This is a genomic window from Saccharopolyspora antiqui, from assembly GCF_052246905.1.
Taxonomy (GTDB): Bacteria; Actinomycetota; Actinomycetes; order Mycobacteriales; family Pseudonocardiaceae; genus Saccharopolyspora.
On sequence record NZ_JBQQBO010000005.1, the window covers coordinates 86,763 to 102,121 of the forward strand.

Sequence of the window (15,359 nt, forward strand, 5' to 3'; positions counted from 1 at the left end):
GCGCGCTGCTGTCACCGCGTAGCTTGGAGATCATGGGGACTGTTCAGGCGGTGAACCTCGCAGCGGTGCGGACCGAGGATTGGACCGGCCGGGTCGGCCGATCCGGCATCGACAAACGGCCCGTCGAGCATCCGGTGCGGTTCGAACCGACCGGGGTGCGCGGTGACACCGTCTGCGACGTGAAGCACCACGGCGCCTGGTACCAGGCGGCCTATGCGTTCGACAGCGAGGAACTGCGGCACTGGTCGCAGGTGCTCGGTCACGAGCTGGTTCCCGGCAATGCGGGCGAGAACCTCACGTTGGCGGGCTGCGACAGCAGTTCCGCGGTGATCGGTGAGCGGTGGCGCATCGGCGGGGCGGTGCTGCGGGTGACAGGCCCGCGCACGCCGTGCCAGGTGTTCGCCGGGTTCTGGGACGCCAAGGGGCTGGTCAAGCAGTTCACCGAACATGGCCGCACCGGCGCGTACCTGGCGGTGGAGGAGCCCGGGGAGATCAGTCCGGGAGACGCCGTCGAGGTGCTCTCCCGCCCGGGGCATGGCGTGCGGGTGGCCGAGGTGTTCGCCCTGCACATGGGTGCTCGCGCCGATCTGGCCGAGCACGTTGCCGCTGGCCTGGCGGATCTCCCGGAGAAGTGGCGGGAATCCGTTGCCGCCAAGGTGCGCGGCTACCGTTCGGGGCGGCACTCGATGATGGCGTAACCGTTGTCCAGCGGGGTGAAGTCCTCGACGGTCAGCCCGGCTGCCGCCGCGATCCGCTGGGTGCGGTCCAGGTCGCGCATCCGGCCGCCGACGTAGATCATGATCCGCAGGTCCATCTCGGTGAACAGCGTCATCCGGCTGGTGTCGGGCAGCAATTCGATGATCAGCACCCGCCCGTCCGGGGCGACCGCCTGCGCGCAGTGCCCCAGGATCCGGGTGGCGTCTTGGTCGTCCCAGTCGCCGAGCACGTCGCAGACGATGGCGGCGTCGGCGTGGATCGGAAGCGGGTCGAAGAAGCTCGCGGTGACCACTTCCGCGCGCTCCTGAACCCCTTGTTCCCGCAGGTACTCAGCGGCGTTGCGGGCCGGGCCGAGCAGGTCGACGAGGATGCCGCGCAGCTGCGGGTGGGCGCCCAGGATCTCGGCGAGCAGCACGCCCTTCCCGCCGCCGACGTCGGCGATCAGGGAGTAGGCGCTCCAGTCGTGCGCGGCGGCGATCAGCGGCGCGAGTCCGTAGGACTTGGTCTCCATCAGCGAGTCGAACGAGTCCGACAGCTGCGGGTTGTGCGCCAGGTCCTCCCAGAAGGATCGGCCGAATGCCGCCGGGTAGGCGGGGTGGTGGCCGCGGACCTGCTCGATGAGTTCGACGAACGCGAGATCGGCGCGGCCGACGGCGCCGTCGAGGTCCAGCCAGGGCTGCGGTCCGTCGGGGACGTCGCTGCACAGCGCGTTCGAGGCGTCGTTCGGTCCGAAGACGTCCATTTCGGGCTCGGTGAACACGCCGCGGTGCACGAGGAATCGCAGCACCCGCCCGAGCGGATCGGCCTCGGCCTTGCAACGGTGCGCGATTTCGACGAGCGGGATCGGACCGTCCTTGACCACATCGGGCACCCGCAGCGTGGCCGCGGTTCGAATCGCGAACGGCGTGGCGAGGTCGGCCATTGCCCAGATGTCCGGTGACTCGTGGGGCATGCGTTGCAGGGTAAGCCCGTGACGCGCAGTAAGCGCGCCGCGATCTCCTGGCGGGGCGGACCAGCCGGTGAATACGGCTTCGACCAGCTGCGTTGTGCTTTGTGGACATCGGCTGCCGGAACGCGACCGGAGGGCACCGCACCACTGCCCGCGCCGCTGGCAACGCTGTGGTGAAGGGTCGCAGCGCGGTGCGAAAACCGTTGTGCGCACTGGAAATTCCGCGAGCGGATGCAGTCCCCGCAAGGGGACGTCGCGGGCCTGACCGGTCAGCCTTCGGCGAGCAGCGAGCCGATCCGCTCGGCCGTCTCCCGCAGCTGCCAGCGCACGGCCTCCCGTGCGCTGGCGGCGTCGCCGTCCTCGATGGCGTCGATGATCGGCGTGTGCCGCTGCGGGTCCACGTCGCGCAGCGCCTGTTCCGCGCGGACGAGCGTCGCGCGGGTCAGCAGGGCGAGGTGCTGCCAGGACTGCACCAGCGTCGCGTTGCCGGTGAGCTCGCACAGCTGCCGGTGGAACGCCAGATCGGCCTCGGATATCGCCCGATCGGTGGTGCGGACTCCGTTGCTGGTCTCGCGGAGCTGCCGGACGATCTTGGTCCGGTCCGGCGCCGCGCACAGCGCCTCCACCGCGAGCGCCTCCAGCGCGCCGCGCACCGCGAAGATGTCGGCGACCTCGGCCGGGCTGAGCACGCGGACCAGCAGTCGGCCGCGTTGATCGGCGACGACCAGTCCCTCCTGGACCAGGTGGCGCAGTGCTTCGCGCAGCGTGCCGCGGGATACCGACAGCACGCCGCTGAGCTCGGTCTCGATCAGGCGGGTGCCCGGCGCGAGCTGGCCGCTGCCGATGGCCTCGCGGAGCTTCTGCAGGCTCTGCTCGCGGAGCGTCTGCCGGTCGACACCGGAGAGAGCTGGGACGTCGAGGGACACCGACTCATCGCCTCTCTGGTCATCGAAGGGCTTCCACTCTAGTCCATTGACGAACGATCGGCTGTCGGCTGTCAACAGTCGACAAGCACTCCGAGATCGGCTGCTCGGCCAGCCCGATCTGAGACGAGTCAACCTCCGGCAGAACCGGCCTCGGGCATCGAGCAGCGCGCCCGCGATGTCCGATGTGGACGGCTTAGACCCCGAAGACCCCGTCGCTGACCGCGCGCGGCGCACCTGGGCTGCCCTGCGTCACGTCCCAGGTCCAGAACTCGACCACGTTGTGGTCCGGATCGGCCACGTACGCCGAGCGCGCGTTGCCCGGGCCGAACTCCACTTCGTCGACCTGCGCACCACGCGCCCGAATTCGTTCGACGACGGCGTCGTACTCGCTGTCGCCCACCGACAGTGCATAGTGGACGTGCACGCCGCCGCGGGCGCGGGCGATGCCGAGAGCCGGTTTCCACAGGCCGATCCTGGTGCCACCGGCCAACACCCAGACCGCCTCGCGGTTGCGCCAGTGCTCGCCTTCCCAGCGGCCGATGACCGGGAAACCGAGCACTTCGGTGTAGAAGCGCTCCGAGGCCGCCAGATCCGCGACTTCCAGCACCAGTTCGTTCACACCGGACGTCATCGTCACCCTCCTATATAGGAAATACCCTATGCTCCTTGCATAGGAGACTACCTATATACTGGCCAGGTGGGCAACGACGATCTGGCGCGCGCCGCAGGTCTGTTCCGGGCGATGGGGCACCCCATCCGGCTCGGCGTGCTGGAGCGCCTGCGCCGGGAAGGCGAGATCTGCGCCTGCGATTTCACCGAGTACTTCGGCGTGAGCCAGCCGACGATCTCCGGGCATCTGCGCACGCTGCGCGAAGCGGGGTTGGTGCGCACCCGCCGCAACGGCACGCAGATCTGCTACTCGCTCGACCCACGAGCGCTGGACGTGGTGCGCCGGATGTCCACGGCGCTGCATCCGGGCAAGTAACAAGTGCCTGTCTTTGAACTCGTTTTGCTTTGCGGTGCGGGTGGCAGCGCCTAGACGCTCAGGGATCCCCGACATCAGCGTTCCGACCACGTCGTGGCAGGACTCCCGGAGAACGTCAGTGGGCAGAGTCAGTGGGCAGAGTCAGTGGGCAGAGTCAGTGGGCAGAGTCAGTGGGCAGAGTCTGCGAACCCGCGGCGGAGCGAGCTGCGAGGGTGGGCTTCGCCGCTTGAAAGACAAGACCAAAGACGGCCCGGCACACGCGGACGGAGCGGACCGGCGTCCTGCGGTACGGTGGCGCAAAGCCTGGGAGGGCGGTCCACATGCACCTGGCCGAAGTGGCCGATCTGGCCCGACAGGACGCCGCTGACGGTGTGCAGCAGCAGATCGTCGCGGCCGTCATCGATGTCGATGGGCAGGTCCTGCTGGTGCGTCGGCGCGCGACGGATTCCCGCGGCGGTGAATGGGAATTCCCCGGTGGCAAGGTCGATCCCGGCGAAGACCTGAACACCGCGCTGCACCGCGAGGTCGTCGAAGAGACCGGCATGCGGATCGCCGAGATCACCGGATACCTCGGCGCGTTCGACTACACCGCCCAACGCGGCACCTACAACCGCCAGCACACCTGGTCTGTCATCGTCGCTTCGGCCGACGAAGTGCACCTGACCGAACACGACGCCTACGCCTGGGTCGCCGCGGCTGACGAATACCCGCTCAGCGCGGACCTCGAAGCCCTCCTCGACAAGTACTTCCAGTCCTGATCGCCGAATCCGATCAGGCCTCGGGTGGCAGCATCCGCTCGTGCGAGTTGGTGATGTGTTCGTGCATCGCGTCCCGACACGCGCTCGGATCGCCTTCGCTGAGCGCCGCGACGATCGCCCGGTGCTCGGTCAGCGTCTCCAGGTTCTCGATGCCCGGCCGCCGCAGGCGGAAGAGGTTCAGGTGCACCTGGCAGCGTTCGTAAGCCTTCGCGGCGTGATCGTTGTCGGCGATGGCGAAGATCAACCGGTGGAACGCCTCGTCGTGATCGGCCAGCGCGCGAGCCGGTGCCTCGCCCCCCGACAGGCATTCCGCGAACCGGTCGAGTTCGCGGTGCAACTGCCGCAGCTGGGTAGGTGAAACCCGCACCGCGGCCCGCGCGGCGGCCCACGGTTCGACCAGGAAGCGGAAGTCGTAAAGATCGGCGACTGCGCGGCGGCCGGGCAGCTCGCTGACCCGGTAGCCGCGGTTGTGGATCTTGGTCACCAATTCGCCCGTGGCCAGCGTCGCCAGGGCCTCCCGCACCGGGGTGTGCGAGCACCCGAGGGACTCGGCCAGCGCGCTGATGGTGATGGTCTGGCCGGGTTCGAGCGAGCGATCGAGGATCTGCTCGCGGATCCGCTGGTAAACGCGGGAGGTCAGGTCGCCCAGCTGACCGGTCGTCATGCTCGTCCGCCTTGGGGATCGCGATTGGTCGGTTCGCCCGGGTGGTTCCGTCGCACAGGTGGTGGGCAGTGCTGCTTGTCCAGGCCGGAGAGTCTATCCCCGACCGGGCCAGCGCATGCCATCCGGACATATCGTAGATGTCTTGATGGAATCGTATATTTCTGTTTCACTCCTGCCCACCGTGCTACCCGGTTCCATCCAACGGAGGAGGCGCTCGTGGGCAGCAACGCCGTCGGCGGCGGAAGACGATCGAACATCCGATGGCTGATCATCGGGCTGGTCTTCCTCGGCCTCGCCATCAACTACCTGGACCGATCGAGCCTCGCGGTCGCGCTGCCGTTCATGGGCGAGGACTTCAAGCTCAGCGCGACGCAGCAAGGACTGATCTTCGCCGCGTTCTTCTGGTCCTACGACTTCTGCCAGCTCGCGGCCGGTTGGTACGTCGACAAGGTCGGTCCGCGCCGCTCGTTCGCGCTCGCCGCGCTCTGGTGGTCGCTGTTCACCGCGCTGACCGCGCTCACCCGAGGGTTCTGGTCGCTGTTCGCGGTGCGGTTCCTGCTGGGCGCCGGGGAAAGCCCGGCCCCGAGTTCCAGCGCGAAGGTGGTCGCCACCTGGTTCCCGCGCCAGGAACGCTCGCTGGCCACCAGCATCTGGGACTCCGGTTCCCGGGTCGGCGGGCTGATCGCCCTGCCGATCGTCACCGCGGTCATCGCCCTGACCTCGTGGCACGGCGTGTTCCTGCTGCTCGGCGTCCTCGGCATCGCCTGGGCGGCGGCCTGGTGGCGCCTCTACCGCGCACCCCGCGAGCATCCCCGCGTGAACGCCGCGGAGCTCGACCACATCGAGCGCGGTGGGGCGCGCACCGAAGCGACCGACGACGAGCGGGCGGTCGCGATCAAGTGGCGATCGCTGTTTCGCTACCGAACGGTCTGGGCGATGATGATCGGCTTCTTCTGCCTCAACAGCGCCATCTACTTCTTCGTCACGTTCTTCCCCTCCTACCTGGTCGAGGAACGCGGCTTCGATCTGCTCGAACTGGGCTTCTTCGGCACGATTCCGGGGCTGTGCGCGGTGGTCTTCGCCTGGCTCGGCGGCTACCTGGCCGACCGCGCCGTCACCGCGGGCCGGAGCGTGACGGTGGTGCGCAAGACCGTCATCATCGGCGGCTTGGTGGGCGGTTCGACCATCATGTTCGCCGCGTTGGTGCCCGAGGCGTGGATGGCGCTGGCCCTGCTCTCCTTCGCCTACGCGAGCCTGAGCATCGCCGGCACCGGGATCTGGGCGCTGCCCAGCGACATCGCGCCGAGCTCCCGGCACGTCGCCTCGATCGGCGGGCTGCAGAACTTCGCCTCGAACTTCGCGGGCATCCTCACGCCACTGCTGGTCGGATTCCTGGTCGACACCACCGGCTCGTTCGTCCTGCCGCTGATCATCATCGGGGCCATCGCGCTCGCCGGGGCGGCCAACTACCTGTTCCTGATCCGCGAGGTCGAGCCGCTGCGCGTGCCCGACGCGACGCCTGGAGGAGTTCGAGCATGACGACCATCGCCGCGGCCACCGCACGGCTGGTGGACATCGAAGTCGAGACACCCCGGACCGACGCGGTGCAGGCGTTCCTGAAGCAGGAGACCCTCTTCGTCCAGCTCGACACCGCCGACGGGCTCACCGGTTACGGCTACAGCTACACGATCGGCACCGGTGGGCGCGCGGTGCTGTCCATGCTCAACGAACACCTGCTGCCGAAACTCCTCGGCGCCGACGCCCGCAACGTCGAAGCGCTCTGGTTCGAGCTGTTCGCGTCGACCCGCGCCACGACCACCGGGGCGATCACCTCGCTGGCCCTCGCCGCCATCGACACGGCGCTGTGGGATCTCAAGGCCAAGCGCGCGAACGAACCGCTGTGGCAGGCGGCGGGCGGGTTCCGACGGGCGGTCCCGCTCTACGACACCGAGGGCGGCTGGCTGCACCTGAGCACCGACGACCTGGTGCGCGAGGCACTGGCCTCCCAGGCGCGGGGCTGGCCGGGGGTGAAGATCAAGGTGGGCAAGCCGCGGGCGGCGGAGGACCTGGCCCGGCTGCGCGCCGTTCGCGAGGCCGTCGGACCGGACATGGACCTCATGGTCGACGCCAACCAGTCGCTGACGATCAGCGAAGCCCGCCGCCGCGCCGCGCTGTTCGAGCCGCTCGACCTGAGCTGGTTCGAGGAGCCGATGCCCGCTGACGACGTCGAAGGCCACGCCCTGCTCGCGGCGGGCACGAGCATCCCGATCGCCGTTGGCGAATCGATGTACAGCATCGCGCAGTTCCGGAGCTACCTGAGCAGGCAGGCCGCGTCGATCGTGCAGGTCGACGTCGCGCGCGTCGGCGGCATCACGCCGTGGCTGAAGGTCGCGCACCTCGCGGAGGCCAACAACGTCACCGTCTGCCCGCACTTCTTGATGGAACTGCACGTGAGCCTGGTGGCGGCCACTCCGGCGGGCGGGTACGTCGAGCACATCCCCCAGCTGCGCGCGGTCACGTCTTCGGAAATGGCGATCCGCGACGGGCAAGCCATCGCACCCACCACACCGGGCCTGGGCATCAACTGGAACCTCAACGCCCTCGACAACCGAACCGTGGCATAACCCAGCTGACTTCACCCGATCATGTCAAATAACTCTGTTGACAGTCGACAGGTGGGGTTGGGGTTCTGTGATGTAGGGCACCTGTTGCGTTGGTCCGGTTTCTGGGAAAGATAGGAGTACCAAAGGTTTGGCTTCCGAGTAATTACCCGGCTGGTTCGGCGGAAGGTGCGTAGCGACATGACCAACGAGCTGGAGCACTTCATCGGCGGTAAGCGCGTGGCGGGGACGTCGGGTTCCTTCGGTGACGTGTTCGATCCCAACACCGGGCAGGTGCAGGCCAGGGTGCCGCTGGCCTCGGCGGAGGAGGTCGCGGCGGCGGTCGACAACGCCGCCGAGGCGCAACCGGCCTGGGCGGCGCAGAACCCGCAGAAGCGGGCTCGGGTGCTGATGCGGTTCCTCCAACTCGTCAACGACGAGCTGGACTCGCTGGCCCGCCTGCTGGCCTCCGAGCACGGCAAAACCGTCGCCGACGCCAAGGGCGACATCCAGCGCGGCCTGGAAGTCGTCGAGTTCGCCGTCGGCATCCCGCACCTGCTCAAGGGCGAGTACAGCGAAAGCGTCGGCACCGGCATCGACGTGTACTCACTGCGGCAGCCGCTGGGCGTGGTCGCCGGAATCACCCCGTTCAACTTCCCGGCGATGATCCCGCTGTGGAAGGCCGCCCCGGCCATCGCCTGCGGCAACGCCTTCGTGCTCAAGCCCTCCGAACGCGACCCCTCGGTGCCGCTGCGGCTGGCCGAACTGTTCATCGAGGCAGGCCTGCCGCCGGGGATCTTCAACGTCGTCAACGGCGACAAGACCGCGGTGGACGCGATCCTGACCGAGCCCCGCATCGAGGCCATCGGGTTCGTCGGCTCGTCCGCGATCGCGGAGTACATCTACTCGACCGCCGCGGCGCACGGCAAGCGCGCGCAGTGCTTCGGTGGCGCCAAGAACCACCTGATCGTGATGCCCGACGCGGACCTCGACCAAGCCACCGACGCGCTGATCGGCGCGGGCTACGGCTCGGCCGGGGAGCGCTGCATGGCGATCTCGGTGGCCGTGCCGGTCGGGGAGGCCACCGCGAACGCGCTGGTCGACAGGCTCGTCGAGCGGGTGCGCGGGCTCAAGATCGGGACCAGTTTCGACGAATCCGCCGACTTCGGTCCGCTGGTGACCAAGCAGGCCTGGCAGCGGGTCCGCGACCTGATCGGAGTGGGCGTCGACGAAGGGGCGGAACTGCTGATCGACGGCCGCGACTTCCGGTTGTCCGGGCATGAGGACGGGTTCTTCCTCGGCGCTTCGCTGTTCGACCGCGTCACCCCGGACATGCGGATCTACCGGGAGGAGATCTTCGGACCGGTGCTGTCGGTGGTCCGCGCCGCGGACTACGACGAGGCGGTTCGGCTGCCCAGCGAGAACGAGTACGGCAACGGAGTGGCGATCTTCACCCGCGACGGCGACGCGGCGCGGGAGTTCGTCGCCCGGGTCAACACCGGGATGGTCGGCGTCAACGTGCCGATCCCGGTGCCGATCGCCTATCACACCTTCGGCGGGTGGAAGCGCTCTGGATTCGGCGATCTCAACCAGCACGGGCCGGACTCGATCCGCTTCTACACCAAGACCAAGACGGTCACCTCGCGCTGGCCGTCCGGGCTGAAGGAAGGCGCCAGCTTCACCATCCCAACGATGCACTGATCCGACGCCGTGATCGTGGGTGCGAAGCGGGCCGCAACGCGCTTGCGCACCCGCGGTGGAAGGGAGCGGACGTGTCCGTCGCAGCCGTAGCCGGTCCGGTGTCGCCGTTCGAGCTCACCGAAGACCAGCTCGCCATCCAGCAGACCGCGCGGGAATTCGCCGCCGAACAACTCGCCCCGCACGCCATCGAGTGGGACCAGGCCAAGTACTTCCCGGTCGAGGTGCTGCGCGCCGCCGGGCAACTCGGCATCGGCGGGGTCTACGTCGACGAGTCGGTCGGCGGCAGCGGGCTCAGCCGGTTCGACTCGGTGCTGATCTTCGAGGCGCTGGCCACCGGCGACCCGTCGATCGCCGCCTACATCTCCATCCACAACATGTGCGCGGGCATGATCGACCGATTCGGCACGCCCGCGCAGCGCGCCCGCTGGCTCCCGCAGCTGTGCTCGATGCAGCGGTTGGCCAGCTACTGCCTCACCGAGCCCGGCGCGGGCTCGGACGCGGCGGCGCTGCAGACCCGCGCGGTCCGCGACGGCGACGACTACCTGCTCACCGGGGTCAAGCAGTTCATCTCCGGCGCCGGCAGTTCGGACGTCTACGTGGTGATGGCGCGGACCGGCGAATCGGGCTCGAAGGGCATCTCCACCTTCGTCGTCGAAAGCGACGCCGAAGGACTGTCCTTCGGCGCCAACGAGAAGAAGATGGGCTGGAACGCCCAGCCGACCCGACAGGTGATCTTCGACGGCGTCCGGGTACCCGCCGACCAGCGGCTCGGCGACGAAGGCATCGGCTTCCGGATCGCCATGACCGGCCTGGACGGCGGACGGCTGAGCATCGCGGCCTGCTCGCTGGGCGGTGCGCAGGCCGCGCTCGACAAGAGCCTGGCCTACGTGCGGGAACGCAGCGCGTTCGGCACCAAGCTCAGCGAGTTCCAGGTGCTGCAGTTCAAGCTCGCCGACATGGCCACCGAACTGGAGGCCGCCCGGCTGCTGCTGTGGCGGGCCGCATGGGCGTTGGACGTCAAGGACCCGGCGGCCACCCGGTTGTGCGCGATGGCGAAGCGGCTTGCCACCGACGTGGGATTCGCGGTGGCCAACGAGGCGCTTCAGATCCACGGTGGATACGGATACCTTGCCGAGTACGGCTTGGAGAAGATCGTCCGCGACCTGCGGGTGCACCAGATCCTGGAAGGTACCAACGAGATCATGCGGTTGATCATCTCCCGCGGACTGCTGACGATCTGACGGACACGAGTGGGCAGCGCAACAACGCGTGCGGATTGAGCTCGCCAGCTGGCAGCACGCAAGCTTTACGGCAGGCAAGCCAATCCGCGCACGTTCTCGAACACAGGAGTCGGCAAATGACAGAGCCCGAGATCCTGCTCCGCGAGCAGGGATCGCTCGGACGGATCACGCTCAACCGCCCCACGGCGCTCAACGCGTTGACGCTGGGCATGGTGCGGGAGATGGCGCGGGCGGTGCGGCAGTGGCGCACCGCGGAGCACGTCCAGGCGATCCTGATCGACGGGGCGGGGGAGCGCGGGCTGTGCGCGGGCGGCGACGTCCGCGCGCTGCACGACGCGGCCAAGGTCGGGGACGAGTCGCTGCCCGCGACGTTCTGGGCGGAGGAGTACCAGCTCAACTCGGCGCTGGCCAGGTACCCGAAGCCGGTCATCGGGATCATGGACGGCATCTGCATGGGTGGCGGCGTCGGCATCACCGCGCACGGCTCGCACCGGGTGGTCACCGAACGCTCCAAGATCGGCATGCCCGAGGTCGGCATCGGCTTCGTGCCCGATGTCGGCGGCACCTACCTGCTCTCCCGGACGCCCGGTGAGCTCGGCACCCATCTGGCGCTGACCGGCGTGGCGATCGGCGGCGCCGACGCGCTGCGCTGCGGGCTGGCCGACCACTACGTGGCCAGCGACAACCTGCCGGAACTGGTCGAGGCGCTGGCCGGTGGCGAGGTGGACGACGTGCTGCGGAAGTTCGCCGCGCCGGTACCCGATGCGCCCCTGGCCGCCCAGCAGGCGTGGATCGACGCGGCGTACTCGGCCGACACCGTCGAAGAGATCCTGCGGCGACTGCGCGAGCGGCCGGAGGAAGCGGCCCGTGCGACCGCCGAGTCGATCGCGCGCCTGTCGCCGACGGCGCTCAAGGTCACCCTCCGGTCGCTGCGCAGCGACTTCGACTCCCTGGAGCAGGCCTTGACGCAGGAGTTCCGGGTTTCCATGGCGTGCGTGCGCATCGGCGACTTCGTCGAAGGCGTGCGGGCGGCCCTGGTGGACAAGGACCGCAACCCGCAGTGGTCGCCGTCGCAACTGTCCGATGTGGATGAATCTCGGGTGGAGAAGTTCTTCGCACCGGTCGCGGGTGAGCCGAACCTGCTCTGACCGCACTGGCCTTGGCGAGCTGAAGCAGAAGGGAAATGACAATGGCTGTCATCGGTTTCATCGGGCTGGGCCACATGGGCGGTCCGATGTCGGCGAATCTCGTCAAGGCAGGTCACGTGGTGCAGGGTTTCGACCTGATCCCGGCGGCGCTGGAGGTCGCCGATCGGCACGGCGTGACCACCGTGACATCGGTGACCGAGGCGGTCATGGACGCTGACGCGGTGATCACCATGTTGCCCGGCGGCAAGCAGGTGTTGGACTGCTACGACGAGGTGCTCGCGGCGGCCAAGCCCGGCGCCCTGCTGATCGATTCGTCCACTGTGGATGTCGCGGATGCCAGGCAGGCGCACCAGCGGGCCGCCGAGGCCGGATTCGGCTCGATCGACGCCCCGGTCTCCGGCGGCACCGCGGGCGCCGAGGCGGGCACCCTGACGTTCATGGTGGGCGGCGCCGAGGAGGACTTCCACCGCGCCGAACCGCTGTTGGCGCCGATGGCTCGGAAGGTGATCCACTGCGGTGGGCCCGGCAACGGCCAGGTCACCAAGATGTGCAACAACCTCATCCTGGGTGCGTCCATGATCGCGGTGAGCGAGGCGTTCGTGCTGGGGGAGCGGCTGGGGCTGTCGCACCAGGCGCTCTACGACGTGGCGTCGATCTCCACGGGGCAGTGCTGGGCGCTGACCACCAACTGCCCGGTGCCGGATCTGGTGGAGACCAGCCGCGCGAACCACGACTACGAGCCCGGCTTCGCGGCGGCGCTGATGCTCAAGGACCTCAAGCTGGCCGCCTCGGCGGCGGAGCGCAGCGGCACCGAAACCGCCATCGGCCGCCTGGCCACCGAGCTCTACCAGCGGTTCAACAACGAGGGCGGCGGCGGCTTCGACTTCGGCGCGATCATCAAGTCCGTCCGGGACCACTCCGACCAGCGCTGATGCGTCCACCCGGGTGACGGCCAAGTCCTGCTCTCCGGGTCCGACATACACGCGGGGTAGTCGTTGCTGGGGCCGGGGTGTCGCACGGCGTCGCCGGGTCGCGCGTACCCTGACGCTCTGTGTTGGAGTGGCTGGTCGAGTGGTACGACGGTGTCGAGCTGTGGCTCGTGCAGTTGGCCTACCCGCTGCAGGTGAGCCTGGTGTTGGCGGTGCTGCTGCCGCTGTGCTGGGCGCTCGCCCGCGTGATCGACCGCGGTATCGACGGCCTCGGCGCGAAGCTCACCCGGGTCCGCGACGCAGAACCCCCGGTCGGCCGCCGGGACGGTGAGACCGGGCGGGACGGGAAGGGGACGGCGGCGTGACCTCGCGCAAGCGCATCTCGGTGGCGCTGGTCGGGCTCATCGCCCTGGTCGTCATCGGCTGGTTCGTCCGCGACTACGCGGGAACCGGCGCGCGGCAGGCGGTGCCCGGCGTGGGGTCGGGCCTGCCGGTGCAGGAGTTGTCCGCGCTACCACCTGAGGTCGGCCAGACCTGGCGGCTGATCACCACGCGTGGACCGTTTCCCTTCCCCGGCAAGGACGGCGTGGTGTTCGGCAACCGGGAAGGCGTGCTGCCCAGGCAGGACCCGGGCTACTACCACGAGTACACCGTGCCGACCCCGGGCTCTTCTGATCGCGGCGCTCGGCGGCTGGTCACCGGCGCGCATTCCGAGCTTTACTACACCGGCGACCACTACGAGTCGTTCGTGGTTGTAGACACCGCGGGTTGAGTGCGATGTTTGCGACGAAGTGGCTGGCGAGGTGTGGAAGGAGCCGACGGTGAGCGAGGTGGAGCAGCCGTTCGCCGACATGACCGCGCGCGAGGCCGTGCGGGAAGCGGAGCAGCGCGGCGCGATCGGGCACGTCCTGGACGGCTCCGATCTGGTCAGCAAGCGGACCACGCTGGACGGGATCGCCGCGGTGCTGGACTTCCCGGAATGGGCGGGCCGCAACCTCGACGCCCTCTACGACTGCCTGACGGACCTGTCCTGGCTGCCGGAGGGCGAGCACGTGCTCATCTGGTCGGGCTTCCAGGCGCTCGCGAAGCACGACCCGAAAGCCTTCAGCCGCATCAACGCAGTCCTCCGCGATGCCGAGGAGCACCCCATGTGCGGCCGGACCTTCACAGCGGTGCTGACCAAGTCTTGATCGCCCGTTCGTGAATCGGGGCGTCTCGGAATGCTGGCTCCCGTGCAGAACAGGAGGCAGTATGACTGTCGTGAACATGCGGGCGGACGAGCAGCACACGCCGATGACCGTCGACGACCTGGAACGGCTACCCGACGACGGGCGCCGCTACGAGCTTGTCGACGGGAGGCTTGACGTGTCTCCGTCGCCAGCGAGTATTCATTCCCTCGCGGAGAGCAGGCTTCACATCCAGCTCGGAGTTGCCGCTCCCGACGAGTGCATGGTGTTGCAAGGTGCGGGCATCAACTTCAACACTGCACGTACACACCATCGCATCCCAGACCTGCTCGTCATCAAAGCGGATGACTTCGACGCGCCCTATCTCGTGAAGCCGCCGCTGCTCGCAGTTGAGGTCGTCTCGCCCAGCAGTGTCTTCCGCGATTACCACACCAAGACACATGAGTACGCCAAGTTCGGCATCCAGGCCTACTGGATCATCAATCCCACAATGGATGAAGTCGCACTCGCGGAGCTGCGCCTCGACGAGGATGGTGAATACCGCGAGGTCCAGCAGGTGCTCGGCGAGGATACGTTCGAAACCAACTTTCCCTTTCCCGTCAAGATCGTGCCGCGATGGCTGGTGCGTCCTGGCGGCGCATGGCGCAAGTTCATCGGGGGCGAAGGCAGCTGACAGGACCGATCACTTCGAGTTTTCGGGCACCCAGGCGGGCTTTCGCTTCTCGGCGAAGGCCCGCATGCCTTCCCGGCCTTCTGCTCCGGCGAAGTGCTCCGCCGACAGTTCCAGCATCCGGGCGAACGCCTCGCTCATCTTCGACGGTCGTTGGCTGCTCAGCATTTCCTTGGTGGCCGCCAGCGCCCTGGGGGCGCCGCGGGCGAGCATGTCGGTGTAGCGCTCGACTTCGGCGTCCAGGGCATCGGCCGCGACCGCGGAATTGAGCAGGCCGATCTCGGTGGCCCTGCGGGCGTCGAAGGTCTCGCCGGTCAGGAACAACTCGTGCGCCTGGCGGGGGTTGAGGCGGGGCAGCACGGTCACCGAGATGACCGCTGGCACCACGCCGATGCGGACTTCGGAGAAGGCGAAGGTGGCGGTTTCGGCCGCGACCGCGATGTCGCAGGCGGCGACGATGCCGACACCACCGGCTCGGGCCGGTCCGGCGAGCTTGGCGACCACCGGTTTCGGACTCGTCCAGATCTGTTCCAAGATCGCCGGGAACTCCTGCACTCCCTGCTGCTCGGCGTCGGCCGAACGGGATTCCTTCAGGTCCATCCCGGCGCAGAACACCGTCCCGGTGTGCGCCAGGACGATCACGCGCACCGCGCCATCGGCGATCACCGCGGTCAGGTGCGCCCGCAGCTCCCTCCGCAACTGCGCGGACAACGCGTTGCGATTGCGCGGCGAATCCAACGTGATCGTGGCGATGCCGCGCTCGACGACGAGATGCACGAGTTCATCCATACCAAGCACGTTAACCGCCGTCAGCCACCACCCAGCAACGCATCGAGGTGAAGGGCACCTTCTACCAAGTTAGTTGGTGAAAGGTGCCCTTCACC

At 68.4% G+C, this 15,359-nt stretch carries 19 protein-coding genes; 14 read left to right on the top strand and 5 right to left on the bottom strand.

Going from position 1 to position 15,359, the window contains the following annotated elements; genetic code table 11:
* Window positions 1-32: 32 nt before the first annotated feature.
* A complete protein-coding gene (locus ACTWQN_RS10840; protein WP_443203262.1) occupies window positions 33-698 on the top strand; it encodes an MOSC domain-containing protein in 666 nt (221 codons plus the stop codon).
* Here the strand turns inward: ACTWQN_RS10840 and ACTWQN_RS10845 are convergent.
* Window positions 665-1,669, bottom strand: coding sequence for a methyltransferase (locus tag ACTWQN_RS10845; RefSeq protein ID WP_443203263.1), 1,005 nt, complete (start codon window positions 1,667-1,669; stop codon window positions 665-667). The two genes, ACTWQN_RS10840 and ACTWQN_RS10845, sit on opposite strands and share 34 nt — an antisense overlap.
* An 18-nt stretch (window positions 1,670-1,687) precedes the next feature.
* On the opposite strand from ACTWQN_RS10845, the gene ACTWQN_RS10850 reads away from it, so the two are divergent.
* A complete protein-coding gene (locus ACTWQN_RS10850; protein ID WP_443203264.1) occupies window positions 1,688-1,843 on the top strand; it encodes a hypothetical protein in 156 nt (51 codons plus the stop codon).
* Between the two features lie 92 nt (window positions 1,844-1,935).
* Here the strand turns inward: ACTWQN_RS10850 and ACTWQN_RS10855 are convergent, their stop codons facing one another.
* Window positions 1,936-2,592: a GntR family transcriptional regulator gene (locus ACTWQN_RS10855; protein WP_443203265.1), complete on the bottom strand. Its 657-nt coding sequence runs from the start codon at window positions 2,590-2,592 to the stop codon at window positions 1,936-1,938.
* A 193-nt stretch (window positions 2,593-2,785) separates the two neighbouring features.
* Window positions 2,786-3,223 carry a VOC family protein gene (locus tag ACTWQN_RS10860; RefSeq protein WP_443203266.1) on the bottom strand — a complete coding sequence of 146 codons (438 nt, stop codon included), beginning with the start codon at window positions 3,221-3,223 and terminating at the stop codon, window positions 2,786-2,788.
* Between the two features lie 66 nt (window positions 3,224-3,289).
* On the opposite strand from ACTWQN_RS10860, the gene ACTWQN_RS10865 reads away from it, so the two are divergent.
* Window positions 3,290-3,577, top strand: coding sequence for an ArsR/SmtB family transcription factor (locus ACTWQN_RS10865; RefSeq protein ID WP_443203267.1), 288 nt, complete (start codon window positions 3,290-3,292; stop codon window positions 3,575-3,577).
* Between the two features lie 320 nt (window positions 3,578-3,897).
* Window positions 3,898-4,335, top strand: coding sequence for an NUDIX domain-containing protein (locus ACTWQN_RS10870; RefSeq protein ID WP_443203268.1), 438 nt, complete (start codon window positions 3,898-3,900; stop codon window positions 4,333-4,335).
* Window positions 4,336-4,348: 13 nt separating this feature from the next.
* On the opposite strand, the gene ACTWQN_RS10875 is transcribed toward ACTWQN_RS10870, so the two are convergent.
* Complete coding sequence (locus ACTWQN_RS10875) at window positions 4,349-4,999, bottom strand: GntR family transcriptional regulator (protein WP_443203269.1); 651 nt, start codon at window positions 4,997-4,999, stop codon at window positions 4,349-4,351.
* Window positions 5,000-5,215: 216 nt separating this feature from the next.
* On the opposite strand from ACTWQN_RS10875, the gene ACTWQN_RS10880 reads away from it, so the two are divergent.
* The 10 genes from ACTWQN_RS10880 (at window position 5,216) to ACTWQN_RS10925 (ending at window position 14,478) form a co-directional block, all read left to right on the top strand.
* A complete protein-coding gene (locus ACTWQN_RS10880) occupies window positions 5,216-6,538 on the top strand; it encodes an MFS transporter (RefSeq protein ID WP_443203270.1) in 1,323 nt (440 codons plus the stop codon).
* On the top strand, window positions 6,535-7,623 hold the full coding sequence (locus tag ACTWQN_RS10885) for a mandelate racemase/muconate lactonizing enzyme family protein (protein ID WP_443203271.1): 1,089 nt from the start codon (window positions 6,535-6,537) through the stop codon (window positions 7,621-7,623). Before ACTWQN_RS10880 ends, ACTWQN_RS10885 begins: the two co-directional genes overlap by 4 nt.
* Before the next feature lie 177 nt (window positions 7,624-7,800).
* Window positions 7,801-9,300 (top strand): CoA-acylating methylmalonate-semialdehyde dehydrogenase, encoded by a 1,500-nt coding sequence (locus tag ACTWQN_RS10890; RefSeq protein ID WP_443203272.1) that lies wholly within the window; start codon window positions 7,801-7,803, stop codon window positions 9,298-9,300.
* A gap of 71 nt (window positions 9,301-9,371) precedes the next feature.
* A complete protein-coding gene (locus ACTWQN_RS10895; protein WP_443203273.1) occupies window positions 9,372-10,541 on the top strand; it encodes an isobutyryl-CoA dehydrogenase in 1,170 nt (389 codons plus the stop codon).
* A 116-nt stretch (window positions 10,542-10,657) separates the two neighbouring features.
* Window positions 10,658-11,689 (top strand): enoyl-CoA hydratase/isomerase family protein, encoded by a 1,032-nt coding sequence (locus ACTWQN_RS10900; protein ID WP_443203274.1) that lies wholly within the window; start codon window positions 10,658-10,660, stop codon window positions 11,687-11,689.
* A 41-nt stretch (window positions 11,690-11,730) separates the two neighbouring features.
* Window positions 11,731-12,621, top strand: coding sequence for a 3-hydroxyisobutyrate dehydrogenase (mmsB, locus tag ACTWQN_RS10905; protein WP_443203275.1), 891 nt, complete (start codon window positions 11,731-11,733; stop codon window positions 12,619-12,621).
* A gap of 119 nt (window positions 12,622-12,740) precedes the next feature.
* Window positions 12,741-12,983 (top strand): hypothetical protein, encoded by a 243-nt coding sequence (locus ACTWQN_RS10910; RefSeq protein WP_443203276.1) that lies wholly within the window; start codon window positions 12,741-12,743, stop codon window positions 12,981-12,983.
* Window positions 12,980-13,390 carry a guanyl-specific ribonuclease gene (locus ACTWQN_RS10915; RefSeq protein ID WP_443203277.1) on the top strand — a complete coding sequence of 137 codons (411 nt, stop codon included), beginning with the start codon at window positions 12,980-12,982 and terminating at the stop codon, window positions 13,388-13,390. Before ACTWQN_RS10910 ends, ACTWQN_RS10915 begins: the two co-directional genes overlap by 4 nt.
* Window positions 13,391-13,439: 49 nt before the next feature.
* A complete protein-coding gene (locus ACTWQN_RS10920; protein WP_443203278.1) occupies window positions 13,440-13,808 on the top strand; it encodes a barstar family protein in 369 nt (122 codons plus the stop codon).
* Between the two features lie 61 nt (window positions 13,809-13,869).
* The gene (locus ACTWQN_RS10925) at window positions 13,870-14,478 is read left to right on the top strand and encodes a Uma2 family endonuclease (protein ID WP_443203279.1); all 609 of its coding nucleotides are present in this window, start codon (window positions 13,870-13,872) and stop codon (window positions 14,476-14,478) included.
* Window positions 14,479-14,487: 9 nt separating this feature from the next.
* Here ACTWQN_RS10925 and ACTWQN_RS10930 read toward each other — a convergent pair whose 3' ends face one another.
* A complete protein-coding gene (locus ACTWQN_RS10930) occupies window positions 14,488-15,264 on the bottom strand; it encodes an enoyl-CoA hydratase-related protein (RefSeq protein ID WP_443203280.1) in 777 nt (258 codons plus the stop codon).
* Between the last annotated feature and the right edge of the window lie 95 nt (window positions 15,265-15,359).

Coding starts and splice junctions, on each gene's coding strand:
- ACTWQN_RS10890 (WP_443203272.1), top strand. CDS start 7,801: ATGACCAACGAGCTGGAGCACTTCATCGGCGGTAAGCGCGTGGCGGGG.
- ACTWQN_RS10885 (WP_443203271.1), top strand. CDS start 6,535: ATGACGACCATCGCCGCGGCCACCGCACGGCTGGTGGACATCGAAGTC.
- ACTWQN_RS10840 (WP_443203262.1), top strand. CDS start 33: ATGGGGACTGTTCAGGCGGTGAACCTCGCAGCGGTGCGGACCGAGGAT.
- ACTWQN_RS10875 (WP_443203269.1), bottom strand. CDS start 4,999: ATGACGACCGGTCAGCTGGGCGACCTGACCTCCCGCGTTTACCAGCGG.
- ACTWQN_RS10870 (WP_443203268.1), top strand. CDS start 3,898: ATGCACCTGGCCGAAGTGGCCGATCTGGCCCGACAGGACGCCGCTGAC.
- ACTWQN_RS10930 (WP_443203280.1), bottom strand. CDS start 15,264: ATGGATGAACTCGTGCATCTCGTCGTCGAGCGCGGCATCGCCACGATC.
- mmsB (WP_443203275.1), top strand. CDS start 11,731: ATGGCTGTCATCGGTTTCATCGGGCTGGGCCACATGGGCGGTCCGATG.
- ACTWQN_RS10845 (WP_443203263.1), bottom strand. CDS start 1,669: ATGCCCCACGAGTCACCGGACATCTGGGCAATGGCCGACCTCGCCACG.
- ACTWQN_RS10860 (WP_443203266.1), bottom strand. CDS start 3,223: ATGACGTCCGGTGTGAACGAACTGGTGCTGGAAGTCGCGGATCTGGCG.
- ACTWQN_RS10900 (WP_443203274.1), top strand. CDS start 10,658: ATGACAGAGCCCGAGATCCTGCTCCGCGAGCAGGGATCGCTCGGACGG.
- ACTWQN_RS10925 (WP_443203279.1), top strand. CDS start 13,870: ATGACTGTCGTGAACATGCGGGCGGACGAGCAGCACACGCCGATGACC.